Source organism: Streptomyces sp. NPDC006602 (assembly GCF_042870385.1).
In the GTDB taxonomy this organism is placed as follows: domain Bacteria; phylum Actinomycetota; class Actinomycetes; order Streptomycetales; family Streptomycetaceae; genus Streptomyces.
This window is the reverse complement of sequence record NZ_JBIAHG010000001.1, coordinates 899618-925821: the sequence shown is the minus strand read 5'-3', so window position 1 is coordinate 925821 and position 26204 is coordinate 899618. Positions and strand designations below refer to the sequence as shown.

Sequence of the window (26204 nt, the reverse complement as noted above, 5' to 3'; positions counted from 1 at the left end):
CGCGAGTAGTGACATGCCCGCCGTCGAGGCGGCACAGGTGACTGCGAGAACCGTAGTCCCTCCCAATATGACGCCAGCGATGTATGCTAGCAGTGTAATAAATTGCAGATGGGGTCTTGTGCGTGGCTTGGAAGATTGTCGTGGTCGAGCCGGCTCTTTCGTGGCTTCATGGCCTGCGCCGTACTGACCGCGACACCCTGATTCAGGTCAGTCAGGCTGTCACTGCTCTTCAGGAGGAAGGTCCCGCGCTGGGCCGGCCTCTGGTGGACACGATCAAGGGGTCGGTGCTACCGAACCTCAAGGAACTCCGCCCGGGCTCGGCGGGGGCCACAGAAGTGCGGTTGCTGTTCGTGTTCGACCCGGACCGCCAGGCCGTGATCCTGGTCGGCGGTGACAAGGCGGGCAACTGGTCCGGCTGGTACCGCGTCGCAGTGCCCCAGGCGGAGCAGGCATACGCGGAGCATCTGAAGCGAATCGATGGAGAGGACGGGGCACGATGACTGATCACCTCAAGGACCCACAGGCCGTCTCCTGGGGAGACCTGACTGATGATTTCGCCTTCACCGATGCCGAAAAGGATCAGATTCAGAAGGGGGCGCAGGCAATGGTCCTGGCCTCCCGTGTGCACCGCCTCGCCGAGTTGCGGAAGCGGCAGCACACCACACAGGTCCAGGTTGCCGAAGCCATGGGCGTCACCCAGGCCCGCGTCTCGCGCATCGAGAAGGGCCAACTGGAGCGCAGCGAGGTCGACACCCTCGCTGCCTACGTCAAGGCGCTCGGCGGCAAGCTGAAGATCGTCGCTGATTTCGGTGATGAGACCTACGTCCTCGGCTGACCCGATCGACAGGCTGCGGTCCAGGATCATGCGCAGCCCGGCAGACGAACTCGTCAGGGACGATGCTCCACCCGGGACAAGGGGGGCATCATCTCGTCGGTAAGGGGATCCGCTGTGCGAGGGTTCCATCCCCTTGGCTGAACTGCGCGGACGCGGCTGCTTCTGTGGTGATCGTCCAGCTCGTCGATCCCCAGGGGCCATTGAGGGGCCACAAGGACAGGAATGCATCGACAAGCACCACACAGGACTGACGCTGATCGGCGCGTTTGGCCTGGGAAAACGTCAAAAATGAGCGTTGATCGGCAAGGACCGCCAAGATCCTCAATGGACTCATAATCCGTCGGCCGTGGGTTCGAGTCCCACCCGCCCCACCTGCGCAGGCTTCTGACCTGCGGAAACGTTCATTTTCGGGTGTCGGAGCGCCAACTTTGCCTGAACGGACTGAATCCGCTGCTCGCGGGTTGGCGGTGCGGCGGTGCTCGGGGGAGATCCAACCCGTTTGACCTGCGGCTGAGTAGATGATCGAGGCTGTCGCTCGGGGTCCGGGCGGCTGCCTTGAGGCCGATGAAAAAACCCAGGGGCCGTACGGGGGCCGGGCCGGCGTAGCCGTGGCCAAGGCGACGGTGTCTCCAGGCTGGTTCGTGTTGTTCCAACGGCAGGTTGCACAGCAAGGGCTGCTATCCCCGACGTGGCAGTCGAGTACCGGGCGGGCGTGCCGGCGCCCGGCCGCGTCCAGGGGCGCGTCGACCGTGCGGTCGGCGGGGTTGGCCCGGCGCTCGCATCCTGATGTCGCCCGTGGACCTCGTCGCCGAGAGCAGACAGCGTGTTTCCGCGCGCCGAAGCGACGGCGGAGGAGATCGCGGCGGCCAGGCGGCGATGGCACATACGTACACGAAATACGTACTCCTACCGACGTGTCCCTGACACGTGTGCCGTTTTCTTGCATTCATGACGACACCGAGCGTGAAAGCGCAGATGCCGAAGAGTGTCAGGCTGGCGTTGGTGGGGGTTTGGGTCCAGGCCGTGCTGAACCTGGCGGCGGGATTCCTGTTGCTGGCCTTGGTGAACGACGCGGCGGACCACGGTCAGGACGAAGGGGCCGGGCTGCTCCGGTTCCTGGCGGTGCTGTCGCTGCTGATCGCCGGGGCGCTTCTGCTATGCGGCGTTTTCGCGGGCAAGCGGTCGAACGGGATACGTGTCACGGTCATCGTCATCGAGGCGCTGAGCCTGCTGAGCGGTGTGCTGGGCCTGCTCCAGGGCAGCGTCTCGGTTCTCCCGGGCATCGCCTTCGCCCTCGTCGTGCTGCGGGGCTTCAGCACCGTGGAAGCCAGGAACTGGTTCGACCGATGAGGTACGTACCGAGGCGCATACCCGGGCGGAACGACTCCGTCGTGCCTGTCGTCGCGGCCCTCGCCGTGGTCGTCCTGTTCACCGGGGGTTGTTCGAGCGCCCACGGCACCTCCCATTCCGGGGATCCGTCCGAGAGCGCGACGGGGGTGTCCGAGTCGCCGAGCCCTTCGCCGACCCCGTCTCTCACTCCCCCGTATCCGACCGGGGCGTCCGGTTGCCACGACAACAAGGGGTGGACGGTCGAGGAATCCAGGGACTGGGTCCGGCTCGTCGTCGACACGCCCAAGGAGAACTATGTGGGCGACGGGCTGAGGGTTGTCAGCCTGCCGGGGTACAACGGACCGCTTTGCCGGAAGATCACCGTGCAGGTCGAGTTCTGGAAGCTGGTGTACGGAGTCGCGAACGGCGCCGACGGCGAACGCCTCTCGGACGGGACGCGACCCGCCTATTACCTCGACATCCGCCGGGTGAAACGCGTCGAACTCCATGCGGACGCGAGCGTCGAGCGGAAGATCGCCCTGCCCGCGTCCCTCTACGCGACGGACCGCAGTCCCTGCGAGGGCGCCCTCCTCTCGATCACCCTGGGCAAGCCGCTGACGAGCAAGGAACTGCCCAAGGAGGTCGAGGTCGGCGGCGGAGAGGACGCCTGGGGTCGCGCCACTGTGGACTTCCGGTCGCAGCGGGTCGCCGACTACGAACTGTCCGAGCCCTCGGCACCGCAGGTGTGCAGCCCGGACGGCAAGCCCACCGCCGACCCGGCCGATGTACCCACACCGGGCTCCCAGCCGACGGACCTCTACCCGACGGACCTCCACCCGACGGACCTCTACCCGACGCCCGACACAAGCTTCGACATCGACGACGTCCTGCGCTCTCCCACGCCCTGAACCTCTTCCGCGGGGACCCGGGCGGGCACCGGCCTCTTCACCACCACATCATCAGGCCCTGCCACAAGGACAGTTCGGCAGGGCCGCCCGACCTCACCTTGGGGAATCACATGCGCATACGCGCTGCTGCCACCGTCCTTTCCGGCGCCGTCGTACTCTCGGCGCTCGTTCTTCCGGGTGCCGCCCAGGCGGCGGAGCATCCCGGGGCGGCGACGGATCTCCTGGCCTTCGCCCCGCAGAGCGTCCAGCCGAAGGACGCGCTGGGCGGCACCACCTTCACGGACGGGGTCGTCAACGCCGGCAAGGACATCGTTCTCGGCGTCACCGGCAAGAAGGCCGTTCCCGTCACGTTCACCGCCTTCGACGTGGAAGGCGTAGCCATCACCCAGGCGTTCCTGTGGCAGGGCACCGACAGTTCGAGCACGGACACCATCACCGGCGGCCTGGAGTCGGACGAATACCCCACCTGCACGGAGACGCCGGTCCAGGGCGGCTACAGCTACAGCTGCAAAACGGTCTTCACCATCGACCCCGCGGTCGCCTTCAAGGACGGCAACGGCACCGCGGGGACCTGGAAACTCTTCCTGGGCGCCTACGACCTCTACGCGAACGCCAGTTACGACGACGACGTCGCCAGGACCAGGATCAAGCGTGCCGCCAAGCTGACCGCCAACGCCTCCCCGGAGCCGGTGAAGAAGGGCAGGACCATCACGGTCACCGGCAAGCTCAGTCGCGCCAACTGGACCACGGGCAAGTACGCGGGATACGCGACCCAGCCGGTGAAGTTGCAGTTCCGCAAGAAGGGCAGCAGCACCTACACCACCCTCAAGACGGTCAAGACCAGCAGCACCGGCACCTTGAGCACCACCACCAAGGCCGGCTCCGACGGCTACTACCGCTTCGTCTTCGCCGGCACCACCACGACCGGCTCCGCGACGGCGCCCGGCGACTTCGTCGACGTCAGGTAGGCAGCTTCCCGGCCGAGACCGCGTGGCCGGTTCGCAGGGACTCACTGATCACCGCCGAGGGCACCTGGACCACGCTCAGTCCTGCTCCGCGCGGGCGTCCCCGAAACGGCTCCCGGTGCGGCTCGGGCAGGGAGTCGACCAGGGCGGCGGCCTGCCGGGCGAGTCCGTGCGCCGCGGTCATGTCGCCCTCCGGCGCGATGAGGACGGCCGGATCATCGGGGCCGGCGGCGAGAGCTACGGCGAGGAGGGTGTGTGAGCGAAACGAACCGGGGGAGTCCGAGCGACGCCGAGCTGTTGCGGGCAGTCGCGGACGGGGACCGTGGCGCCTTCGAGGCGCTGTACCACCGTTACGCACCGTAACTCGTGGCTCGTGGCTCGTGGCTCGTGGCTCGGGGCCGGGGCCAGGGACGGCCGTGGCGGGCGCCGTGCTGATGCTGCCGGTCACGGCCGGTGCGTTCCTCCCGCCACGCCTCGCGCTGTTCGTACCGCCGGGAGACCCGCACTGGGAGGACGCCCACGTGCTGTGGGGCGGCGTTCTGGCCGCCGGGGCGATGTACGGGCCGGAACCGCGCCGCCGGCCCGGCGGCGGGCGCGGCGGGCGTCCCGGGTGTGGGCAGTAGCACTGCCCGCACCGGCACGGAACCAGCACTAGTCGGTCATGACTGCGCTTGCCGAAGCGGCGGTGCGCCCGTCATGTTGGTCACATACAATGTGCGCATACATTGCATGTATGGAGGTGGTGGTCGTGTCTGTCACTCAGATTGATCTCGATGATGAGGCTCTGGCGGAAGCGATGCGGCTCATGGGGGTCACGACGAAGAAGGAGACGGTCAACGCCGCGCTGCGAGACTACGTGGCCCGGGTCAAGCGGCTGGAAGCGGCCGAGAAGCTGGCCGAGCGGGGAGCGCGCGGCGAGTTCGACCGGGCGGCGGCAGCGCATGAGGCGGCGAAGCGTGCCCGGCGGGCGACGTTCGAGTGATCACGTACCTGCTCGACACCTCGGCGCTGTGGCACCTGTTCCGTACCCCGGGGGCGTTGCGTCCCTGGGAGGGACATATCGCAGCCGGGGTGTTCCATGTCTGCGAGCCGACCCGGACCGAGTTCCTCCACTCGGCCACCGGACCCGCTCACAGGGATGACATGGCAGCGGAACTGGACGCTCTGTGTCACCTCGCCTCCGTGCCGAAGAGTGGCTGGCGCTGGGTGGACACCGCGCAGTACAAGCTCACCCAGCACGGACAGCATCGCGCGGCAGGCGCCATCGACCTGCTTGTATGCGCGACTGCGGTTCACCACGGTCACACCGTGCTCCACGTGGACAACGACTTCGTCGCCGTGGCGGACGTCGTCAAGGAAGTCCAGCAGCGGGACGTCCGGGGCTGACCCAGCCGGCGGTCTCTCCGCCTCGAGTCGATGTCCGCGAGGGGTCTCGCGGCTGAGGTCCGCCCTTGGGCGCCGTTGGGGGCCACTGTCACCCCACCCTGGCCCCCAGCCTGACGTTCGGTGGTGCGTCGCCGGGCAGGCGGGCCTGCCCGGCGGGCGTCGGTGTCCAGAACGCCACGAGCGGTGCGTTCGGTCCCGGGTCGTTGTCGAATCGGAAGTTGAACCGGGGCTCGCGCTTGTTGCAACTCATGGTGGTGACGATCTCGGTTCCCCACCCGAAGTGGGTGTCGTCTCCGAGACAAGTCGTCCGGTTTGGTCGGCGTGCCCTGTGGCGGGACATCGGCATCGCTTCTTGACGGCGGTCCCTATGGTTGCCGCCGCCGAAGCCGCCCTCGGCCAGCGCGAGCGAGACCATATCGGCTCACGGTGCCCCATCGTCGTGGGGCGGACAGGTCGCGGGGCCGCGTCACCGCCAGGGCCGCGTCGAATGACAAAGGGGCCCGAAAGCTTTTCTTGACGGCCTGACCACCGCATGGAACGCTGGTCCTACCGACTTGGTCCTACCGGTATGACCGAAAGGGGGGGCGATGGCATCGCAGGTTTCGTCCGGCCGCCAGCGAAAGCCGGAACTGGTCGCGGAGGCGTTGCTGGCGAAGATCCGGTCGGGAGAGCTGCCTGTCGGTGAGCGGCTGCCGTCCGAGCGGGATCTGGCCGGCGAGTTCGGTGTCAGCCGGAACGCCGTCCGGGAGGCGCTGGCCGTTCTGCAGCTCAGCGGCAACATCGAGACGCGCCTCGGGGACGGAAGCTATATCGCGCGGCCGGAGGGCACGGTCCGCGACGAGAACGACGCCGGGCTTGTCGCCGCTTTGAACATCAATGAGTTGCTCCAGGCGCGCGAGGCCCTTGAACTGGCGAGCGCGCTGACAGCGATCCGCAGGGCCACCAGGTCCGACCTGCTCAAGCTGGACGCTCTTGTGGCGGAGATGGAAGAGCATCTGGAGCAGGACGACTACAAGACCTATCTGGCCACAACGATGGACCTGCACAGGGCGATTGCCTCGGCGTCCCGTACTCCACTGCTGGTGAGCCTCGTCACGGAGCTGACGACCAAGCACCAGAATCACGAATGGCTGCTGCACACCCGGTACACGCCGGCGATCGGCGCGTATTCGCTGGATGTCCACCAGGCGCTGGTGAAGGCGATCCGCGACAAGGACGTGGTGGCGGTGTACGAGTCGACGAGCCAGCACTATCACGACTATCCGGTGCTGCAGGGCTGACCCTGCGGAGGGACCGGGGCGCCGCCGGGGCGCACCAGGTTCTCCGGGCTCAGGATGTCGGCCAGCTCCGCCTCGGTGAGCAGCTCCCGCCCGACCACCAGGGACGGGATGCTGCGGCCGGTGGCGAGGGCCTCTGCGGCGATGCTGGTGGCCGCGGTGTAGCCGATGTGCGGATTGAGGGCCGTGACCACGCCGATCGAGTACTCCACGGTGCGGCGCAGGTGCTCGGCGTCGGCGGTGATCCCGGTGACGCACCGGTCGGTCAGCGCGCCGCAGGCGGCGGTCAGGCGGGTCACCGACTCGAAGAGGCTGTGCGCGATGACCGGTTCGAAGGCGTTGAGCTGGAGCTGACCCGCTTCGGCGGCCATGCTCACGGTGACGTCGTAGCCGATCACCTCGAAAGCGACCTGGTTGACCACCTCCGGGATGACCGGATTGACTTTGCCCGGCATGATGCTCGACCCGGCCTGGGCCGGGGGCAGGCCGATCTCAGACAATCCGGTGCGCGGGCCCGAGGACAGCAGCCGCAGATCGTTGCAGATCTTGGAGAGCTTGATCGCCACCCGCTTGAGAACACCGGAGAACAGGACGAACGATCCGACGTCCTGCGTTGCCTCGACAAGGTCTGCCGCGGTGGTCACCGGAATGCCGGCGATCTCCCGGAGCCGCGCGCAGGCAAGTTGCGCGTAGCGGGGGTGCGCGGTGAGGCCGGTGCCGATGGCGGTGCCACCGAGGTTGATCTCTGTGATCAGGGCCATCGCCTCTGCGAGGCGCTCGACGTCCTCGCGGATCGTCACCGCGTAGCTGCCGAACTCCTGGCCCAGGGTCATCGGTACCGCGTCCTGCAGCTGGGTCCGGCCCATTTTGATCACGTCGGCGAATTCCTCGGCCTTGGCCGAGAACGCCTCGGCCAGACCCGTCATGGCGTCGCCGAGCCCTCGGGCCAGGCAGAACAGTGCCAGCTTGACCGCCGTGGGGTACACATCGTTGGTGCTCTGGCTCATGTTCACGTCTTCGAGCGGGTGGAGGTACATGTACTCACCACGGGCCCGGCCGAGTCGTTCCAGCGCCGCGTTGGCGATCACCTCGTTGGCGTTCATGTTGGTCGAGGTGCCGGCGCCACCCTGGATGACGTCCACCACGAACTGCCCGTGCAGCCGGCCCGCCCGGATGTCCTGGCACGCGCCGACGATGGCGTCGGCCTTGTCCGCGTCCAGGAGGGCCAGTTCGCGATTGGCCTCGGCGGCAGCCTGCTTGACGCAGGCCAGCGCGGTGATCAGGTCCGGGTATCGGCTGATCGGGATACCCGTGATGGGGAAGTTCTCGGTCGCACGCAGGGTGTGCACCCCGAAGTAGGCGTCCGCTGGGACGGCTCTGTCACCCAGCAGGTCATGTTCCATACGGACGGGGTGCGGTGAGGTCACGACGGTCGCTCCAGATGAGGGGGGATTCGGCTGGGAGGGGCGGGCGGGTCAGGCTGCCCGGTGGGCGATCTTCCGCAGTCCCCGCCGCAGGACGTCGGCCAGCCGGTCCACGTCGTCGGCGTTGTTGTACAGGCCGAAGGAGACCCGGATGCCCTCGCGTACGGGCGAGACCCGGAGTCCTTCGGCGGCCAGGAAATCCGCCCACCAAGGGCCGGGCAGGTCCAGAACGTGGATGTGCGAGCGGTGTTCGCGCTCAACCGGCCCGGTCAGGCCGATGCCAAGTGCGTCCAGGTGCGCGATGAGCTGATCGCCCAGGTCCAGTACGTGCCGCTCGATGTCGCTTACGCCCACGCCTTCGATGAGGTCCAGCGCGGCGCCCAGCGCATGGATCGCCGGGAGGTTGAAGTTGCCGATCTCGAAGCGTTGCGCGTCGGTCCGCGGTTCGACGTTTCCCGCTCCGACGACGATGTGCTCGTCAGGGTTGGCCACGCCGGCCAACGCCATATATGTCGGCCGTAGCATTTCCGTCTCGTACGGCGTGTAGAGCAGGCCCAGTCCTTGGGGCACCAGCAGACCCTTGTGGCAGCCGGAGGCCAGCGCCGAGACCCCGAGCGCGCGGGCGTTCACCTCGAGGATGCCGACTGCCTGCATGGCGTCGACCACCACCTCGGATCCGTGCCGGCGGGCCAGCTGTGAGATGCCGGCCACGTCGTTGCGCTGTCCGCTGTGGAACATCACATGGGACAGGGCGATCACCCGGGTCCGGGCGTCCAGGTACGGGGCGAAGGTGTCCGCGTCGGCCCACTTCTTCGCCCTGTCCTGCGGCACCATCCGGACCTCCAGACCCTGCGGGCGGCGGTTCAGCCAGGCGTAGGCGACGTTCGGGTGTTCGCCCTCCAGCAGGAGTACGTTGTCGCCGGGCTCCCAGCGCAGGCCGTGGGCGGCGATGTTGAGACCCTCGGAGGTGTTCTTGGTGAACGCGATCTCGTGCGGGCCGGCTCCGAGGAAAGCCGCCAGCCGTCCGCGTACCTCTTCCACCCGGGCCAGCCAGCGTTTCTTCGGACCGGCGGTGTTCAGCGCCTGGTCGTAGAAGGCGTCCAGGCCGGCGCGGACCGGAAGCGACAGTGGCGTCTGGTGGGCGGCGTCCAGATACAGGCCCTCCGCCGCAGCCGGGAACAGGGTGCGCAGGTTCGCGATGTCGATGGCACTCACGGGCGCTGTCTCTTTCCTCTGCTCCGGCGCGCGGAAGACGCGGACGGTTAGGTTGGTCCAACCGGTAGGACCAATTCACCATGCCGGGCGGTGAGAGTCAAGACCGCAGCCCTCCGGGGTGCCACTCCTCAGTGCCGGGCCGACCGACCGACTGCCGGTGTCCACATGGCAGTTGCCGGGCCTCACGATCCGATTGGCAGAGCAGTTTGAGGTTTTTCGGGCGATATTTTCTGTCATTCCAGCGGGGGACTCGCGTAACTGCCAGGCGACGGGGCTTACCCCGACGCCGCGAACGGGTCGGCGCTGCAGGGGGTGCGGCCCGGGCCGTAACGCAGACGTCACAACCAATTCCAGGGCAACCCTTGACATCGGGGACCGACAGCCCGTCCACTGGTCCAACAGGTTGGACCAGTTTCACCCGGTCGGACCACTGCTCGTGCTCCGCTCTCTCCTCTCAGCGAGGTAGTAGTTCATGTCTTCCTTGAGAAACCACCAGGCCGTCGCTGCCGGGGAAGCGTCTGCGCACTGGAACGCTCGGCCTCCCCTGTTGTCCCTCCGGGGCGTCAACAAGCACTTCGGGGCCCTTCACGTCCTGGCCGACGTCGATCTGGACGTCGCCAAGGGTGAGGTCATCGTCGTGATCGGCCCGTCCGGCTCGGGGAAGTCCACCCTGTGCCGCACCATCAACCGGCTGGAGACGATCGGATCCGGGAATATCACCCTTGACGGGCGCGAACTGCCCGCTGAGGGCACGGAGTTGGCCGCCCTGCGAGCGGACGTCGGAATGGTCTTCCAGTCCTTCAACCTCTTCGCGCACAAGACCGTGCTGCAGAACGTCGCCCTCGGCCCGGTCAATGTCCGGCGGATGGCCAGGGCCAAGGCCGAGGAACGCGCGCTGCGACTGCTGGACCGGGTCGGTGTGGCCGGCCAGGCCAACAAGTACCCCGCCCAGCTCTCCGGAGGACAGCAGCAGCGGGTCGCCATCGCCCGCGCCCTGGCCATGGACCCCAAGGTGCTGCTGTTCGACGAGCCCACCTCGGCCCTGGACCCGGAGATGGTGAACGAGGTCCTGGACGTCATGACGGCACTGGCGCGTGAGGGCATGACCATGGTCGTCGTCACCCACGAGATGGGCTTCGCGCGCCGCGCTGCCGACCGAGTGGTCTTCATGGCGGACGGCCGCATTGTCGAGGAAGCGCGGCCCGGGGAGTTCTTCTCCGCGCCGAAGAGCGAACGCGCCAAGGACTTCCTCTCCAAGATCCTCAGCCACTGATCCCGCGGCCCGGCCGCGCTTCCCGCAACCCCTGAACACGCGAACTCACTAGGAGAACAAGATGTTCCAGCACAGACGCGCCGCCCTCGCCGCCACCGCCGTGGTCGCCCTGGCCCTGCCCCTGGCCGCATGCGGAGGCAGCGACTCGGACAGCGCCACGACGAGCGCCGCCAAGCCCACCTTCAAGGCCGGCACCACGATGGCCAAGCTGTCCGCGGCCGGCAGGATCACGATCGGTACGAAGTTCGACGTACCGCTCTTCGGCCTCAAGGGCCTGGACGGCAAGCCGGCCGGCTTCGACGTGGAGACAGCCAAGATCATCGCGGGCAAGCTCGGCATCGCCCCGGCCGACATCGAGTTCGTCGAGACTCCCTCCAAGGTCAGGGACGAGTACCTGGCGCAGGGCAAGGTCGATCTGATCACCGCCACCTACACGATCACCGATGACCGCCGGACCCGGGTGACCTTCGGCGGGCCGTACTACAACGCCGGTTCGACCCTGATGGTCAAGAGCGACAACACGAAGATCACTGGCCCGAAGTCACTGAAGGACGCAAGTCTCAAGGTGTGTACGGCAACTGGTTCCATCGACGGCGAGGTGATCAAGAAGTACCTCGAGGACGCGGACAGCCAGCTCGTCCAGTTCGATGTCTACAGCAAGTGCGCCGACGCCCTGCGCACCGGTCAGGTCGACGCCGTCACCACGGACAGCGCCATCCTGCTGGGCTTTGTCTCCGCTTCCAAGGGCAAGTTCAAGACCGTCGGTGACACCTTCTACGACCAGCCCTTCGGCATCGGCATCAAGAAGGGCGACGTCGAGTTCTGCGAGTTCGTCAACGACGTGCTGACCGAGTCGGTGAAGGACGGCAGTTACGCCAAGGCGTGGAAGGACTCCGTCGGCGACGCGTCACCGGAGGTCCCGAAGCTTCCGGAACTCGGCCCTTGCGAGTGACCCGCGCGTAACCCGCAGTTCGGAGCAGACACATGAACGTGATCATCGACAACGCAGGTCTCTTCTGGTCCGGCTGGCTGAAGACCATCGAAATCTGCGTCTACGCGGCCGTCGGCTCGCTCGTACTCGGCATGGCCGTCGCCGTGGCCCGGGTCTCCCCGGTGCCGTTGCTGCAGCGCCTGGGCGCCCTCTGGGTCCAGACCGTACGCAACTGCCCGCTCACCGTCGTGCTGTTCTTCATGGCGTTCGGCCTCCCCGAAGTCGGCCTCCATGGCAGCTACTTCTGGTTCGGGGTGACCGGACTGGTCTGCTACACCTCGGGCTTCATCTGCGAAGCCGTCCGAAGCGGAATCAACGCGGTCCCGGCCGGCCAGGCCGAGGCGGCGCGGGCCATCGGCCTGAGCTTCGGTGCGAGCCTGCGGCTGGTGATCCTGCCGCAGGCCCTGCGCTCGATGGTCCCGCCCCTGGGCAACGCGCTCATCGCCATGATCAAGAACTCCGCGATCGTCGGCGCCTTCGGCGTCGGCGGGGAGCTCTTCAGCGTGGCGGACACCCTCACCTCGGCCCGGGGCCTGCCCGCGCTTCCCACCCTCACCGGCGTCGTCGCCGGATATCTCCTGCTGATCCTGCCCGTCGGATTCCTCCTGAGCCGCTTGGAGCGCAAGGTGGCGATCGCCCGATGACCGCGCCCGATGTCCTGTACGACGCGCCCGGTCCGCGCTCCCGGCGGCGGATCCTGTGGGGCACCGCCGCCGCCCTGACGGCACTGGCCGCCCTGCTGGCCCTCGCCATCGCCAGGCTCTCCCGGCAGGGGCAGCTCGACGAGGCCAAGTGGGGTCCCCTGATCAACCCCTCCGACCCGCAGTTCGGGCTGGTGTGGGAGTTCCTGGGCGGTGGCCTGGTGGCCACGCTGCAGGCGGCGGCCATCTCGATCGTGCTGTCCCTCGCCCTCGGCAGCGCGCTCGCCGTCGCCCGGGTCTCGGCCACGCGGGCATACCGCTGGGCGGTGGTGGGCTTCATCGAGCTCTTCCGCGGCGTCCCGGTCGTGATGTCCGTGTTCTTCGCCGCGCGCGTGCTGCCGGAGATCGGCATCGATCTGCCGACGATGTGGTTCCTCGTCATCGGCCTGACGCTCTACAACTCGGTGGTCATCGCCGAGGTCATCCGCGCCGGCATCCAGGCCCTGCCCAAGGGCCAGGCGGAGGCCGCGTACGCCATCGGCCTGACCCAGGGCGCGACCCTGCGTCTGATCCTGCTCCCCCAGGCGTTCCGGATCACGCTCCCCGCACTCATCGGGCAGCTCGTGGTCGTACTGAAGGACACCTCACTGGGATTCATCATCAGCTACGAAGAGCTCCTGCGCCGCGGCCAGATCGCCGTACAGACGCTGGAGAACCCCCTGCAGATGTTCTGTGTCATCGGGACTCTCTTCATCCTGGTCAACTTCAGCCTCTCCCAACTGGCCGAAGCCGTCGAGCGCCGGATGTCACGCCCCCCGCGCAGGACCGACCCACCGGCCCAGCTCGACGCCAATTCTCCGGCCGGCGCACTGCCGGCGGCGGCAAACCGGTGACCACGTGCGGGCGGCACCTGGCCGCGTCGTCCCCGCGTGCCGCCGTCGCGCTCCCGTCGGGCCCCGAGCCTGCCGCCGGGCGTGACAGGCAGCCGACCATCCGTCGGCCGTCACCGTGTCGACGGGGGTCCGCTCCTTCAAGGGCGGGGCGCGGACTCCTTTCTGGTCAGGTGCGAATGTCGCTGCGAAGTGATGGTCGAGGTGTCCGCCGCCGAGCTCGCCGGCCGGGCCCGGGTGACGATCCCGGTCGGGCAGGCGCGGGCATTCTGTCCACGATGGGTGTCAACGTCGATCCATCCACCAGGCTCGGCCACCTGAACGACAACCTCAATATGACGCCCAAGCTGACCCCGAACAGATCGGGGAGTTCGCCAAGGCCGCCGGGGCCACCGGTGGTTCGGGCAGCAGTGCCGCCTCGACCGCGAGAAAGCCGGCGGACTCGGCGGGCGGCGACGCGGGCTTCATGACGGTCGGCGGCGCGCTGCAGGGCGGCCTCTTCCTCGGCGCGGTGACGCTCTCCGCCTACGACGTCGCCAAGGTACCGCCGGCCCAGAAGCTCCACACCGACATGCGGGACGCCGCGGGCCTGGGGCGCCCTCGGCCGGACGGTGCTGCGCCGCCCCCGCCGGTACGCGCTGCTGGTCACCGCCGGGCTCGGCGCAGCAGCGCTCGGCCTGACCGGGCTGCACACCAGCGCCGCAGGTCGAGTCGGCCGTCGAGGCGGTCCAGTGGTCGACTGGGACGTTGAGGCAGTCCGGCGCGGCGGCTGCCCCTACGGTCTGGTTGAGTGTCGGGGCCTCGAGGAGTTCACCACCCGCCAAGTCCCGGCACCCAGTGGCCCGAGCCGGCCCCATCGACTCCGTGCCTCCCTGAGGCGTCAACCTGGGTGCGTCCGGGACGTAAGGATGAGAGCCGACTCGGCACCTGACCCGAAGTGACGGGATGTGCCCCAAATGGCGACAGCGCCGGCCGGGACCCGGAATTCCGGACCCCGGACGACGGCAGTACCGCGGCGGACGGTCGGTCAGGAGTTGAACGGTGTGGATCCGTCGGCCGTGGTGATGCGCCACAGGTGGTCGGCGGTGCCGTTGTCGTCCCACTGCAAGGCCTGGGCCCCGGCTGTGGTGGACATGTCCTGGATGCCCAGGGCCATGCCGCTGTTCTTGTTGATGATCTTGCAGTAGCCGCCGCCCGCGTCCACCACGGACCAGAGGTGGTCGGCGGTGAGCGTGTCACCCCACTGCAGTGCGGTGGCGCCGGCCGTCTTGGAGGCGTCCTTGATGCCGAGCACCTGGCCGCTGTTGGTGTTGAAGATCTTGTAGTAGCCGTTCTCGGCGGGAACGATCTTCCACTGGTGGTTGGCCGTGGCGTCGGCCGTCTGCTGCTGGGCGGCGCCTCCTGCGGCGATCGAGGAACCGGAGATGCCGAGCTCCAGGTTGCTGTTCTTGTTGACGATCTTCACGGCCGGCGTCTCCGGGTACCAGGACTCCAGCTCGGTGACGCCGACGAACTTGCCGGCCTGAGGGGTGAAGACGACCCGGAACTGGGAGGTCATGATCGTCGGGAAGGTCACCTCGTTGGCGTTGTTGGCGACCGGGGTGGCAGGGCTCCTGGTCTGGTTCGGGACGTTCACCCACGAGCCGTTGCTGAGGTACTGGACGGTGTAGCTCCCCGGGACGCGGATGTTCGCGCCGTCGTCGTAGGTGTAGAACTTCACCTCGTTGATCTTCCGAGGGGCGCCGAAGTCGACGCCGAGGTGGTCGGTGGCGTTCGGCGAGCCGGAGTTGGTCCACCGGTCGTCGGGGATCTTGTCGTAGCGGATCCAGCCGTCGGTGGCCCGCAGCGGGGCGTCGAAGGTGGTGGGCTTGCAGGTCTGCCCGCTGTGGCAGTGCGGACCGTTGGAGACGGTGTTGGTGTAGGAGGCGAAGGCCTTCGGGTAGGGCTGGGTGATGGTCCGGCCGAGCCAGTCCTGCTCGGCGGTCAGCGGGTTGGCGGCCACGTTCATCAGCCGCGTGGCCGGCGCCGGGGTGACGGGGGCGGCCACGTTCACCGTGGTGTCCCCGAGTGTCGACGACTGGTGGATGCGCTGGCCGTCCTGGAAGATCTGTAGGCCGCTGCCCTTGCCGTAGTGCGTGCCGTCACGGTCCCAGCGGATCGAGTAGGTGTGTCCGTGGTAGGGCAGGGACTCCACCGCGAACCAGTCCCAGCCGGACGAGACCAGCGGCTTCAGCACCAGCGTGTTGTTCGCCTGCGGCTTGATGCCCAGCAGACCGGTGAGCACCAGGTCGTTGAAGCTGGAGTGGTTGTAGTTCTCGCTGAAGTTGAAGCCGTCGTAGATCCACGCGCCGGTGTCGCCGTCGGCGGCCTCGGCGATGTAGGGCTTGCCGTCCTTGTGCTGGAGGTCGGCGAACTGCGCCAGCATCGTCTGGTAGTCCGCCTTGGTGACGTAGCTCTGCGCCGGGTAGTCCTGGAGCAGGTTCGCCATGCCGGTCAGGACCTGGCTCGTCTGGTACGGCCAGCTCGGGCCGTTCCAGTGGCAGCAGTTGGCGTCGTCGCGCTGCTGCGTGGCGGGGATCGCCTCGTAGTCGAAATACGGGTTTGCCGTGATCCGGTCGAGTTCGGCGTAGCTGGTGCCCTTGGCGAACTTCAGCGTGTTGGCGCCGGCCTTCATGGGGACCTGCACGGTGACGGCCTGCGACTCCGAGAACTTCTGCCAGGCCCCGGTGGGCGCGTAGCTGACCGTCATCGGGTTGGCGGTGTCGTCGTTCACGATGAGCTTGTGGGTCGACGTGCCGCTGGTGCCGTTGGCGTAGTGCACGGTCACCGGGTACGTCCCGGCGCCGGGCGCGTCCACGGTGAAGGTGACGTAGCTGTCGTCGAAGTCGATCTGCCCGACGTACTGCCCGTTGGAGGCGGTCGACGAGCTGAACAGGTTGGCGTGGTTGCGGGTGGCCTGCTCCGCCTCGAAGTCGTGCACCCGCTCCAGGGTGGTGGGCCCGAACGGCGCCTTGAACCTCTTGGCGTCGGTCAGGTACTTCCACGCCGACGAGTACTGCGCGTCGGGCAGGCTGAACGCCCAGGGGGCGTAGCCCATCAGCTCCCGCCAGGTCGTCCTGGTCTGCTTCAGGGTGCCGTTGGTGGTGTCCGTGTTGTAGACCTGCATGAAGAAGTTGCGCTGCGGGTCCCACAGCGAGTTCTGCACGGCCGACTTGAGCTGCGCGGCCTTGGCGTCGTAATCGTTCGCGGTCGCCGTGTCGCCGTTCAGCGTGGCGATCTTGCTGATGGCCTGGGCGGCGCTGAACATGTACGCGTTGATCGTGGGCCGGTAGCCGCGGCCGCCGCTGAACCAGTTGCTGCTGTGCATCGACGTCTCGGTGTACTCCGTGGCGTCGGACAGCGGGCTCTGGTGGTACAGGTCGCTGGTGGACTGCGTGCCGTTCACCGTGATGTCGCTGGTGAAGCTCGAATCCCACCGCTTGTACAGCGCGATGAGGTGGGGGAGCGCGGACTTGATCTGGGCGGCGTCCCCGGTGACGAGATAACGCTGGTACGCGGCGCTCGTGATCCACTCGCTGAAGTTGCGGGCGCCCGAGTTGCCCGCGCCGCGCAGCCAGAAGTCCAGGTAGTCACCGGCGTAGTCCCGGTTGCGCAGCCAGCGCCCGTCCAGCAGGTGGTAGCCGGCTGCGTCCGGGAGCGCGGTGTACGGGTTCCCGGCATAGCCGATCGGCACGTCGTACTCGGTCGACACGTAACCCGTGCCCGGCACGGTGTAGCGGAGTGCACGCTTGTAGGTGCTCCACCGGTAGTAGTAGACATCGTCGATGTCGTTGTCGGGGGTGTCGAGGAAAGGGATGTTGTCCTTGTACCACTGCCGCTCGTCGAGCTGGTTGGCGGCGAGGATCGCGTCCTTGTCGAGCGCGACCGCGTTGGGGTCGTCGGCCGCCTGGGCGGGGGTCGCCCCCGGCCCCCCGGTCAACAGGGCCATGGACAGCGTCGAGCCGCACAGGGCGGCCAACAGGCGGGTGCCGGGTCTGGGTCGGTGACGCATAGAGGTGTCCTCCATTGGGCACTCATGCGAGATCTTGCTGTTCGAAATATCGAACGTCGTTCGAAATTCTGCGAGACGGTAGTGACGGACGGGAGGACAAGTCAATAGATCTGGCAAAGCGAGCTGACAGCTCGGACAACTCGGGAACAGCGCCGCATAGGTGCCAGTAGGTTCCGGGTGCCTGCCGTGTCGGCGCGGGCGCGTCGGTACTGGCCAGTCGCCGTATGGGCCGGCGCTTCCAACGGTTCCGCGAGGGAAGGTGAGTTCGGCGAAGTCTCCCTCGGTGCCCACTTGCCGGTAGCGGTCCGCTCGGCGAGCTGCGGACCGATGCTCCGTGCGAGCCAGGCGGCAGTCCGTGGCTGCCGCAGATCGCTGGTCACCAGCGCGCACGCCTGCCCCGGCAGGGAGTTGTTGGGGGCGGGCAGCGTCAATGGCTCCACGAGGGCTCGCCGCGGCCGGTCCCGCAGGACGGCGCACAGGCGGCGTGCCTCCTGCTGGTGAGGATGCTGGTCAGGACGAACCGCCGGATGCCGGCGCGGTGGGCGGCCTCGGCGAGGTTGGCGTTGCCGACGGTGTCGACGTCGTGAGCGTTCTTGCCGCCGCGGGTGTAGCCGGCGGCGGTGGTGATGACGGCGTCGGCGCTGTTCATGGCGGCGACGAGCGAGTCGAGGTCGAGCATGTCGCCGCGGGCGATCTCGACACCCCGCCTTTCGAGCCTGCTCGCGTCGGTGGTCGGCCGGACCAGGGCGCGGACGCTCTTACCGCGCTTGAGCAGTTCGTCGACGACCTTGCCGCCGAGGGAGCCGGTCGCGCCGACGACGAGGACGGGGAGGGTGGTGGTCATGGGGACCCGATATGCGGCCGGCCGGTCGGCCGGCGACGGGGGAGGTCACGCCGACCCCGCGGGGTGTTGCCCTGCCCCCGGATGAGTTCCGGCCTGCTCGCACCGGGACAGCTCGCGCTCGCCCCTGACGCTGGGCCCCGCTCACCCCCGCCCGTCCTTGTCCTCCCTGACGTACGTCGGGGGCAGCGGGCGGGTTCCGCCACAGCTGCCGGCTCGGCTCACCACCTCGCAAGAACGCCGGGAACGAAGCGCACTCCAGGCCGGAACCGGGGTGCGAGCGGAGGGGAGTTACTCGGACTCTTCCCGCGGAAGAGCGCGGCTGTTGATCGCGTCGGCGATCGCGTAGGCGGTGCGGACGAAGGACTCCGCCTGCTGCGCCGACAGGTTCAGCGCGGAGGTCTCCTCCAGGGCCCGCCACATGGCCGCGATGGGCTCGCGCATGGCACGGCCCTTGTCGGTGAGGTGCACGACCATGACGCGCCGGTCGTGTTCGGCCGGCTCGCGGACGAGCAGGCCGGCGTCCTGCATGCGGCGCAGGGACTTGGAAACGGTGGAGTGGTCCAGGCCGACGCTTTCGAGCAGCTCGGACTGGGTCTGGCCGTCCCGGTCGAGGAGTTGCATCAGCAGCAGTTCCTGTCCGGGATGCAGGTCCATCTCACGGAGCATGACGCCGGCGCGGGCGCGGTGAGCGCGGGCGAGCTGGAAGATCGCGTAGCTCATCGGCCCCTCGCTGGCCGTAGAGGGGGTGCGGTGTGTGGAGGCGGGCATGATGCGGTTCCTCGGACGGTGTGGGTGGGGTAGTCGGTGCAGTCGGCCACTCCGCCGCCGTAGAAGGTCGCCGGGTCGGGGGTGTTCAGCGGCGCGTCAGAGCGTAGCCGCTCGACCAGGTCCGGGTTGGCGAGCGCGAGGGCGCCGACGGAGACGAGGTCGGCCGTGCCGTGGTCGATGTTCGTGGCGCGGGTGGGCAGGTCGGTGCCGGCCCGGTTGAGGATCAGGGTGGTCGGCCACAGCGGGCGCAGGGTGCCCACCAGCTCCTCGTCGCCCGCGTGCATCACGTGGAGGTAGGCCAGACCGAGCGGGCTGAGGGCACGCAGGAGCGCCGGATACAGCTTCGGCGGTGTCGGACTCGGCGATGTCGTTGTAGGGGTTGCCGGGGGAGATACGGATACCGGTGCGCTCGGCGCCGATCTCGTCGGCCACGGCAGCACACTGCGCGGCATCCGGTACCTCGCCGCCAGGGGCGACGCCCGGCAGGCCGAGGCCGGCTTCCGCCACGGACCCGGCCCGAGCATGCGGCGTACGGATCTGCACGCGGTGCCGGGCCGGCGGGCGGCGGAACTGGGCGTCCGGCACCGGTCAAGATCGACGCGGGGCGGGGGTCTGTCGTACTTCGGAACCGTCACGGGTCTTGTCACCGGTGCGGGCGTCGTGCCAGTGTCCGGGCCATGGTTACGTAACCATGGCCGGTTTACAGGGGTCCAAGTGTCTTTGTCCGGACCCTGGTTCATCACTGCCTCGGCTCAGGTGACGAACCCGCACTCCGCCCTCCGCGATTCCGTCACTGGAGACGACATGACCAAGACCCGGACGAGGTCGAGAAGACTGGCCAGTGTGCTCGTGGCCGGCTTCGGCGCGACACTCATGTTCCTGACCGCCCCCGCCCCCGCCCTCGCCCAGTCGGCCGCCGAGACGTCAGCCGCCTCGCCCCCGCCGGTGACGGCTGCGTCGAAGGGCGGTACCAGTGACTTCCGCGGGGTGAACTGGGCGGACCCGCGGGACAACTACGCCAGTGACGCCGTGGTGCCCAGCGGGCTGTCGGTGACGGACGACTACCGCACCGTGTACCGCACCACGGGTCACATGGTGCGCGGCTTCAAGAAGAACCTGGGCGCCAACACACTGCGACTGCCGATCAACCCGGCCAGCGTCGGCACCAACTGGTGGAAGTCGTACCGGGCGACGATCGACGCGGCCACGGCCTACGGTGACAAGGTCATCGTCAGCTACTGGGAGGCCAACACCAGCAAGGACGGCCTGGTCGACGACACGGCCGCATGGAAAGAGATGTGGAACACCGTGGTGCGGGAGTACAAGCACAACCCACGGGTCTACTTCGAGCCCATGAACGAGCCGCACGGCTACACCCTGGACCAGTGGGTGTCCGTCACCAGTGGTTGGCTGGCCCAGCACCAGGACGTCCCGCGCGGCCGTGTCGTGATCAGCGGTACCGGCTACAACGACAACGTCACCGGTGTCGGCACGGCACCCGAACTGCGGGGAACGCTGCTGTCGCTGCACTTCTACGGCTTCTGGGCCAGCTACACCCAGCAGGCGGACTGGGTCGCCGACCTCGAAGCCCGGATCGGCACGTACGCCGGCCGCACCATCATCGACGAGGCCGGCGCCCCGATGACGATCGGTCTGAACTACGGCGCGTGGAACGGCAACGTCTACACCTCGTATCTCGCGGCCGTGGCCAACACCGCCCGAGGCAAGGGGATGGGACTGGTGTACTGGCCGGGGCTGAGGTTCGGCGACGCCTACTCGATCGAGTCGCTGGACTCCGAGGGCAACCTGGTGGACAACAGCGCCACCGGAGTCGCCCTGTTGCGCTGGGGCTACGGCTTCGGCACGACCCCGCCCGTCAACGACCTGCCGCCCGCGCCTCCCGGTGAGGTCCTGCGCGGAGTGGGCTCCAACCGCTGCGTCGACGTGCCCGGCTTCAGCACGGCCAACGGCACCCAACTCGACCTCTGGGACTGCAACGACGGCGGCAACCAGATCTGGAACTGGAACGCGGACAAACAACTCACCGTCTACGGCAACAAGTGCATGACGGTGGGAGGCACCGGAGCCACGGCGGGAGACCCCGTGGTCATCTCCGACTGCACCGGCGCGGCGGCACAGCAGTGGAACCTGAACGCCGACCTCAGTGTGACCAGCGTCGCGAACCCGGCGCTCTGCCTGGACGCAGCCGGAGCGGGCACCGGCAATGGCACCGCGGTCGATGTCTGGTACTGCAATGGAAGCAGCAACCAGCAGTGGACCAGAAGCTGATGCCGGAACCCGCTCCCCTCAACCACTGATCCGAACCGCACGCGCCCTTCGAGCACCCTCGCCGGGCCCGTGCGGGTCAGCGCCGCCGCGCTTCGCCTTCGGGTGAGAGCGGCGGCGCTCCCGTGCTCGCGCGGACCGCCAGCCGGGTCGGGACCAAGGGCTGTCGATCACGTCGGGCCCAGTGCGGCCGATCTTGCTCAGCAGCTTGTGAAGACTGAGCCGGCCGACCGCGGCGAAGTTGTGCCGCACGGTGGTCAGCGGTGGCCGCGCCGACCGCCGTACTGGAGTGCGGAACGTGCCTTCGGCCCTGATCGCCGGCCGGTCACGTCACGTTCCGGACGAGACTTCCGCCTTCTCGTCCGAGGTCGGGCCTATCCCCTCGGCCGCCTCGCGTGCCTTGTTGTGGCGCACGGATGAAAGGAAGGAAGCCGCGATCAGGAGGACACCGACCAGGCCGGTGATGATCTCGCTGATCTGGTACTGGATGGTGATCAGCAGGATGGCGGCGAGGGCACCGATCGCGTAGTGCGCACCGTGCTCCAGGTAGACGTAGTCGTCGAGGGTGCCCTGGCGGACCAGGTAGACGGTGAGGGACCGGACGTACATGGCGCCGATACCCAGGCCGAGCGCCATCCAGAAGATGTGGTTGGTGATGGCGAAGGCGCCGATCACGCCGTCGAAGGAGAAGGACGCGTCCAGGACTTCCAGGTAGAGGAAGAGGAAGAACGCGGCCTTGCCGGCCAGGGCGACCACCGAGACCGGTTTGCCCTCGGCCTTGGCCTTTTCTTCCTCCTCGTGTTCGTGTTCCTCTTCCTCCTCGAGCTTGTCCTCGAAGTATCCGGAGAGGCCGCCCACGACCAGATACGTGATGAGACCGGCGATTCCGGAGAGCAGCACCGTGGCGGCCTTGTCCGCATGTCCCGTGCTGACGTGCGCGTGGGTGGCGAAGGTCATCGCCGAGACCAGCAGCACGACGAGCGCGATGCAGACCGACAGCATGTCGACCTTGCCCAGCCTGGCCAGCGGGCGCTCCAGCCAGTTCAGCCACTTGATGTCGCGGTCCTCGAAGATGAAGTCGAGGAAGATCATCAGCAGGAACATGCCGCCGAAGGCGGCGATCGCCGGGTGGGCGTCGGTGACCAGGTCCTCGTACCGGCCCGGATCGTCGAGGGCGAGCCGCACCGCCTCGATGGGACCGACCTTCGCGCTGATGGCGACGATCACCACCGGGAAGACCAGCCGCATGCCGAACACCGCGATCAGGATGCCGACGGTGAGGAAGAGCTTCTGCCAGAAGGCATTCATCTTCTTCAGGATTCCGGCATTGACCACCGCGTTGTCGAAGGACAGCGAGATCTCCAGGATCGACAGGATCAGTACGATCCCGAACGCCTCCCATCCCCACTGCCACGCGGCGAAGGTGAGGCCGGCCGCCGTGACGACGAACGACCAGCCGAATGTTCTAAAGATCATCGTTGTCCCATACGGTGAGAGTGAGTTCCGAGGGGCTCCGAGGGGGCTGGGAGCTCCCGGCCCCCGGCGCCGTGCTCAGGAAGCGGCCTTCACGGCGAGGACCGGGCAGCCGGCTCCCAGCAGGATCTGCTGCGCGGCGGAGCCCATGATCAGCTTGCCGACCGCGCTCCGGCGCCGCAGCCCGATCACCACCAGGGACACGTCCGCCTGCTCCGCCAGTTCGATGATCTCCTCGGCGGCATCGCCACCGCCGAGCACCTGGCGGACGTCGAACTCGATCCCCAGCGCGGCCAGGTCCTCGCGGACATGAGCCAGATCAGGCTCCTGCGCGAAGCGCGGGTCCACATAGGCGTCACCCCGAGAGGTGTTCACCACCAGCAGCTTCTCGCCGCGCAGGTGGGCCTCGTCGATTCCCGCGCGCAGCGCGGCCTCACCCTCGGGTGTGGGTACGTATCCGACCAGTACGGTCATCTCTGCTCTCCCTCCAGGGCCCTTGCAGACCCCCTCTCCGGCACTCTCAGGCACTTCGCTCACGAAGCGGACGTACGACGAACCGCCGCACCAACGGCCAGACGAGCACCAGCACGATCGCCGTGTACACCGCGTAGGACACCGGTCCGCCCACCAGCCCCGACAGTTCACCGCCCGACAGCTGCAGGGAGCGCCGTCCCTGCAGTTCGGCCCGCGGGCCGAGGATGACGCCGATGATCAGCGGCAGCACCGGCAGTCCGAACCGCCGCATCGCGAAGCCGAGGAGTCCCAGCAACAGCAGCAGGAACAGGTCCAGGGGCTGTGCGTTGACGGCGTACGCACCCATCGACGCGAAGAACAGGATTCCCGCGTACAGGTAGGGGCGCTGAATCTGCAGCAGTTTCGCCCAGGTCGGCGCGAGCGGCAGATTCAGCAGGAGCAGCAGCAGATTGCCGATGAACAGGCTGGCGATCAGCACCCACACGAGGCTCGCCTCGCGCTCGAACAGCAGTGGACCGGGCTGGATGCCGTACGACTGGAACGCCGCCAGCATGACCGCGGCGGTCGCGTTCGTCGGCAGCCCGAGGGCGAGCATCGGGACCAGCGTGCCCGCCGCGGAGGCGTTGTTCGCCGCCTCCGGACCGGCCACACCCTCGATCGCACCCTTGCCGAACTCCTCCGGGTGCTTGGTCAGCCGCTTCTCCGTCGCGTACGACAGGAAGGTCGGGATCTCCGCACCGCCGGCCGGGAGCGCGCCGAACGGGAAGCCGTACGCCGTACCGCGCAGCCAGGGCTTCCAGGACCGCTTCCAGTCCTTCCTCCCCATCCACGGCCTGCCGACCGGAATGACCTCGACGGGCTTGCGCCGCAGATGCGCGGCCACCCACAGCGCCTCGCCGACGGCGAAGATGGCGACGGCGACGACGACCACGTCGATCCCGTCGGCCAGCTGGGGGATGCCCAGGGTGAGCCGCTGCTGCCCGGACACCGTGTCGATGCCGACCAGGCCGATGGTCAGACCCAGCAGCAGCGAGATGAGACCACGGATGCGTGACGCGCCCAGCACGGACGTGACCGCGATGAAGGAGAGCAGCATCAGGGCGAAGTAGTCCGGAGCACCCAGGCTGATCGCGAAGTCCACCACGAGCGGAGTCACCAGCACCAGCAGCAGGGTGCCGATCGTGCCCGCCACGAAGGAACCGATCGCGGCGGTGGCGAGCGCCTGCGCCGCCCGCCCGGCCTTGGCCATCTTGTTGCCCTCGATGGCCGTCACCACCGAGGACGACTCTCCGGGGGTGTTCAGCAGGATGGAGGTGGTCGATCCGCCGTACATGCCGCCGTAGAAGATGCCGGCGAACATGATGAACGCCTGTACCGGCTCCATGCCGTAGGTGATCGGGAGCAGTAGGGCCACGGTCATCGCCGGGCCGATGCCCGGCAGCACACCCACCGCGGTGCCGACCACGACGCCGATCAACGCCAGCAGCAGGTTCATCGGGGCAACGACGTCCTCGAAGCCCTGGAGAAGATTGTTCAGGTTCTCCATCACAGGATCCCTTGCAGAACACCGGCCGGGAGGCTGACACCGAGCCCGATCGCGAAGGCGTAGAACGTGGTGAGGGACATCGTCGCCGCGATCAGCAGATTGCGTATGTAGTGGCGGTTCCCGAGGGCGAAGGCCGTTCCCCAGAACAGCAGCGCGCCGCTGATCACCCAGCCGAGCCGTTCGATCAGCACCGCGTTCACCAGGAACGCGCCGATCAGCAGCAGCACCGTGCGCCAGTCGATGCCCTGGGACAGGTCGACGTCCTCGCCGGCCTCCGGCTCACCGTGGCCGCCCCGGGCCACATCGACCGCGTACAGCACCGCGACCACCAGAAGCAGTACGCCCAGGAGCACGGGCACCGCGCGCGGTCCCACCGGGTCGGTGCTGCTGGTGATGTGCGGGATGCCGAGCCCGTCCACGATCACCGCGGTGCCCAGCAGGGCGAGGAACGCGCACACACCGTACTGTGCGCGGTCCTTGCCCTGCGGTGGACGGGCGTCCTCGACGCTCCGTTCCTCGATCTGGGAGCTCATGCCAGGCCGAGCTCTGCCAGCAGGGCGGCGACGGACTGGTCCTGCTCCTTCAAGTAGGAGCCGAACTCGTCACCGGTGACGAAGGCGTCGGCCCAGCCGCGCTTGGTCAGCTCGGCCTTCCACTGCTCCGAGTCGTGCATCGTGGTCACGGAGTCGATCCAGGTCTTCTTCTGCGCGTCGGTGATCCCGGGAGGGGCGACGATGCCGCGCCAGTTGGTGAAGACCAGGTCGATCCCGGAGTCCTTGAGCGTGGGGGCGTCCTTCACGGCGTCGATCGGCTTCTCGCTGGTCACCGCCAGCACGCGCACCTGCCCCGCCTCGATCTGGTCGAGGAACTCGCCGTAGCCACTGGCACCGAAGGCGACCTTGTCACCGAGGATGGCGGGCAGCAGCTCACCGCCGCCGTCGTACCCGACGTAGTTGACGTCCTTCGGTTCGATGCCGACGGCCTTCGCCAGCTGCATCGGAAGCAGGTGGTCCGGGCCGCCCGGCGACGAGCCGCCGCCCACGGCCACCTTCTTGGGGTTCTTCTTCCACGCGGTGACGAGGTCGTCGATCGTCTTGTACGGGGAGTCCTTGGACACGACGATCGCGCCGGCCTCCTCGATCAGCTTGGCGATCGGCGTGGTGTCGGTCAGCGTCGCCGACGACTTCGAGGTGTACGCGGCACCCACGACGCCCAGCCCCATCTGCATGGCGAGCTTGCCGTTGCCCTTCTCGTTCACCAGGCGCTGCAGGCCCACGGTGCCGCCGGCCCCGGGCAGGTTGTAGACCTGGACCCCGGACGCCACCTTGCTGTCCTGCATCACCTGCGCGACGGTCCGGGCGGTGACGTCGTACCCGCTGCCCGGGGTGTTGGGCACCATCAGCCGAAGACCGGTGACGGGCTTGCCGCTCCCGCTTCCGCCCCCGGAATCCTCCTTCTCCGCGGTGGCGCCGCAGGCGCTGACGGCGAGCATCGACACGGTGGCAAGAGCTCCGAGAAGTGCGGCTCTGCGAGTTCTCATGGCTCATCTCTTTCGCTTGGGCGAGTCCGGCGCCATGATTGTGCGGTTCCGCGGACAGCCCGTCTGCCTTGTGTGAGCATTGAAGGTT

General features: G+C 68.0%; 27 protein-coding genes. 14 read left to right on the top strand and 13 right to left on the bottom strand.

Annotation, left to right across the window (positions count from 1 at the left end; translation table 11 throughout):
- Positions 1-140 precede the first annotated feature (140 nt).
- From ACFYO2_RS04290 to ACFYO2_RS04270, 5 genes are all read left to right on the top strand, one after another.
- Positions 141-500, top strand: a complete 360-nt coding sequence (locus ACFYO2_RS04290; protein WP_362077466.1) for a type II toxin-antitoxin system RelE/ParE family toxin — start codon at positions 141-143, stop codon at positions 498-500.
- Positions 497-835: an XRE family transcriptional regulator gene (locus tag ACFYO2_RS04285; RefSeq protein WP_388343747.1), complete on the top strand. Its 339-nt coding sequence runs from the start codon at positions 497-499 to the stop codon at positions 833-835. Before ACFYO2_RS04290 ends, ACFYO2_RS04285 begins: the two co-directional genes overlap by 4 nt.
- Before the next feature lie 1002 nt (positions 836-1837).
- Positions 1838-2185: a hypothetical protein gene (locus tag ACFYO2_RS04280; RefSeq protein WP_388343744.1), complete on the top strand. Its 348-nt coding sequence runs from the start codon at positions 1838-1840 to the stop codon at positions 2183-2185.
- A 41-nt stretch (positions 2186-2226) separates the two neighbouring features.
- The gene (locus ACFYO2_RS04275; protein WP_388343741.1) at positions 2227-3072 is read left to right on the top strand and encodes a hypothetical protein; all 846 of its coding nucleotides are present in this window, start codon (positions 2227-2229) and stop codon (positions 3070-3072) included.
- A gap of 110 nt (positions 3073-3182) precedes the next feature.
- Positions 3183-4040 (top strand): hypothetical protein, encoded by an 858-nt coding sequence (locus ACFYO2_RS04270; protein WP_388343738.1) that lies wholly within the window; start codon positions 3183-3185, stop codon positions 4038-4040.
- Here the strand turns inward: ACFYO2_RS04270 and ACFYO2_RS04265 are convergent.
- Positions 4033-4221: a hypothetical protein gene (locus tag ACFYO2_RS04265; protein WP_388343737.1), complete on the bottom strand. Its 189-nt coding sequence runs from the start codon at positions 4219-4221 to the stop codon at positions 4033-4035. The two genes, ACFYO2_RS04270 and ACFYO2_RS04265, sit on opposite strands and share 8 nt — an antisense overlap.
- 232 nt (positions 4222-4453) lie before the next feature.
- Between ACFYO2_RS04265 and ACFYO2_RS04260 the strand changes: the two genes are divergently transcribed.
- From ACFYO2_RS04260 to ACFYO2_RS04250, 3 genes are all read left to right on the top strand, one after another.
- Positions 4454-4660: a hypothetical protein gene (locus tag ACFYO2_RS04260; RefSeq protein WP_388343734.1), complete on the top strand. Its 207-nt coding sequence runs from the start codon at positions 4454-4456 to the stop codon at positions 4658-4660.
- Between the two features lie 125 nt (positions 4661-4785).
- Complete coding sequence (locus ACFYO2_RS04255) at positions 4786-5019, top strand: type II toxin-antitoxin system VapB family antitoxin (protein ID WP_388344008.1); 234 nt, start codon at positions 4786-4788, stop codon at positions 5017-5019.
- Complete coding sequence (locus tag ACFYO2_RS04250; protein ID WP_388343732.1) at positions 5016-5423, top strand: PIN domain-containing protein; 408 nt, start codon at positions 5016-5018, stop codon at positions 5421-5423. Before ACFYO2_RS04255 ends, ACFYO2_RS04250 begins: the two co-directional genes overlap by 4 nt.
- A gap of 88 nt (positions 5424-5511) precedes the next feature.
- On the opposite strand, the gene ACFYO2_RS04245 is transcribed toward ACFYO2_RS04250, so the two are convergent.
- Positions 5512-5838, bottom strand: a complete 327-nt coding sequence (locus ACFYO2_RS04245; protein WP_388343729.1) for a hypothetical protein — start codon at positions 5836-5838, stop codon at positions 5512-5514.
- Positions 5839-6010: 172 nt separating this feature from the next.
- Between ACFYO2_RS04245 and ACFYO2_RS04240 the strand changes: the two genes are divergently transcribed.
- Positions 6011-6703, top strand: coding sequence for a FadR/GntR family transcriptional regulator (locus ACFYO2_RS04240; protein WP_388343727.1), 693 nt, complete (start codon positions 6011-6013; stop codon positions 6701-6703).
- Here ACFYO2_RS04240 and ACFYO2_RS04235 read toward each other — a convergent pair.
- Together ACFYO2_RS04235 and ACFYO2_RS04230 are read right to left on the bottom strand one after the other, a co-directional pair.
- Positions 6682-8103, bottom strand: a complete 1422-nt coding sequence (locus ACFYO2_RS04235; RefSeq protein WP_388343724.1) for an aspartate ammonia-lyase — start codon at positions 8101-8103, stop codon at positions 6682-6684. The genes ACFYO2_RS04240 and ACFYO2_RS04235 overlap by 22 nt on opposite strands.
- A 72-nt stretch (positions 8104-8175) precedes the next feature.
- Entirely contained in the window at positions 8176-9339 is a 1164-nt protein-coding gene (locus tag ACFYO2_RS04230; protein ID WP_388343721.1) for an aminotransferase class V-fold PLP-dependent enzyme, read from the bottom strand.
- A 472-nt stretch (positions 9340-9811) separates the two neighbouring features.
- On the opposite strand from ACFYO2_RS04230, the gene ACFYO2_RS04225 reads away from it, so the two are divergent.
- From ACFYO2_RS04225 to ACFYO2_RS04210, 4 genes are all read left to right on the top strand, one after another.
- A complete protein-coding gene (locus tag ACFYO2_RS04225) occupies positions 9812-10612 on the top strand; it encodes an amino acid ABC transporter ATP-binding protein (RefSeq protein ID WP_388343719.1) in 801 nt (266 codons plus the stop codon).
- Positions 10613-10673: 61 nt separating this feature from the next.
- Positions 10674-11564, top strand: a complete 891-nt coding sequence (locus ACFYO2_RS04220; protein WP_388343716.1) for a glutamate ABC transporter substrate-binding protein — start codon at positions 10674-10676, stop codon at positions 11562-11564.
- 32 nt (positions 11565-11596) lie between these two features.
- The gene (locus ACFYO2_RS04215) at positions 11597-12247 is read left to right on the top strand and encodes an amino acid ABC transporter permease (RefSeq protein WP_388343713.1); all 651 of its coding nucleotides are present in this window, start codon (positions 11597-11599) and stop codon (positions 12245-12247) included.
- Entirely contained in the window at positions 12244-13137 is an 894-nt protein-coding gene (locus ACFYO2_RS04210; protein ID WP_388343710.1) for an amino acid ABC transporter permease, read from the top strand. The genes ACFYO2_RS04215 and ACFYO2_RS04210 overlap by 4 nt, the downstream gene beginning before the upstream one ends.
- A gap of 1024 nt (positions 13138-14161) precedes the next feature.
- On the opposite strand, the gene ACFYO2_RS04205 is transcribed toward ACFYO2_RS04210, so the two are convergent.
- From ACFYO2_RS04205 to ACFYO2_RS04190, 4 genes are all read right to left on the bottom strand, one after another.
- The gene (locus ACFYO2_RS04205) at positions 14162-17185 is read right to left on the bottom strand and encodes an RICIN domain-containing protein (RefSeq protein WP_388343707.1); all 3024 of its coding nucleotides are present in this window, start codon (positions 17183-17185) and stop codon (positions 14162-14164) included.
- Between the two features lie 427 nt (positions 17186-17612).
- Positions 17613-18029, bottom strand: a complete 417-nt coding sequence (locus tag ACFYO2_RS04200; protein ID WP_388343704.1) for an NAD(P)H-binding protein — start codon at positions 18027-18029, stop codon at positions 17613-17615.
- 288 nt (positions 18030-18317) lie between these two features.
- Positions 18318-18797: a MarR family winged helix-turn-helix transcriptional regulator gene (locus ACFYO2_RS04195; protein WP_388343702.1), complete on the bottom strand. Its 480-nt coding sequence runs from the start codon at positions 18795-18797 to the stop codon at positions 18318-18320.
- A complete protein-coding gene (locus ACFYO2_RS04190; RefSeq protein WP_388343699.1) occupies positions 18746-19081 on the bottom strand; it encodes a hypothetical protein in 336 nt (111 codons plus the stop codon). The genes ACFYO2_RS04195 and ACFYO2_RS04190 overlap by 52 nt, the downstream gene beginning before the upstream one ends.
- Before the next feature lie 520 nt (positions 19082-19601).
- Between ACFYO2_RS04190 and ACFYO2_RS04185 the strand changes: the two genes are divergently transcribed.
- The gene (locus ACFYO2_RS04185) at positions 19602-21086 is read left to right on the top strand and encodes a ricin-type beta-trefoil lectin domain protein (RefSeq protein ID WP_388343697.1); all 1485 of its coding nucleotides are present in this window, start codon (positions 19602-19604) and stop codon (positions 21084-21086) included.
- A gap of 327 nt (positions 21087-21413) precedes the next feature.
- On the opposite strand, the gene ACFYO2_RS04180 is transcribed toward ACFYO2_RS04185, so the two are convergent.
- The 5 genes from ACFYO2_RS04180 to ACFYO2_RS04160 all read right to left on the bottom strand — a co-directional run bounded on the left by ACFYO2_RS04180 (position 21414) and on the right by ACFYO2_RS04160 (position 26068).
- A complete protein-coding gene (locus ACFYO2_RS04180) occupies positions 21414-22559 on the bottom strand; it encodes a DUF475 domain-containing protein (protein ID WP_388343695.1) in 1146 nt (381 codons plus the stop codon).
- Between the two features lie 75 nt (positions 22560-22634).
- On the bottom strand, positions 22635-23030 hold the full coding sequence (locus ACFYO2_RS04175) for a universal stress protein (RefSeq protein WP_388343692.1): 396 nt from the start codon (positions 23028-23030) through the stop codon (positions 22635-22637).
- A gap of 46 nt (positions 23031-23076) precedes the next feature.
- Positions 23077-24576, bottom strand: a complete 1500-nt coding sequence (locus ACFYO2_RS04170; RefSeq protein ID WP_388343690.1) for a tripartite tricarboxylate transporter permease — start codon at positions 24574-24576, stop codon at positions 23077-23079.
- Positions 24576-25109, bottom strand: coding sequence for a tripartite tricarboxylate transporter TctB family protein (locus ACFYO2_RS04165; RefSeq protein ID WP_388343687.1), 534 nt, complete (start codon positions 25107-25109; stop codon positions 24576-24578). The genes ACFYO2_RS04170 and ACFYO2_RS04165 overlap by 1 nt, the downstream gene beginning before the upstream one ends.
- The gene (locus tag ACFYO2_RS04160; protein ID WP_388344006.1) at positions 25106-26068 is read right to left on the bottom strand and encodes a Bug family tripartite tricarboxylate transporter substrate binding protein; all 963 of its coding nucleotides are present in this window, start codon (positions 26066-26068) and stop codon (positions 25106-25108) included. Before ACFYO2_RS04160 ends, ACFYO2_RS04165 begins: the two co-directional genes overlap by 4 nt.
- Between the last annotated feature and the right edge of the window lie 136 nt (positions 26069-26204).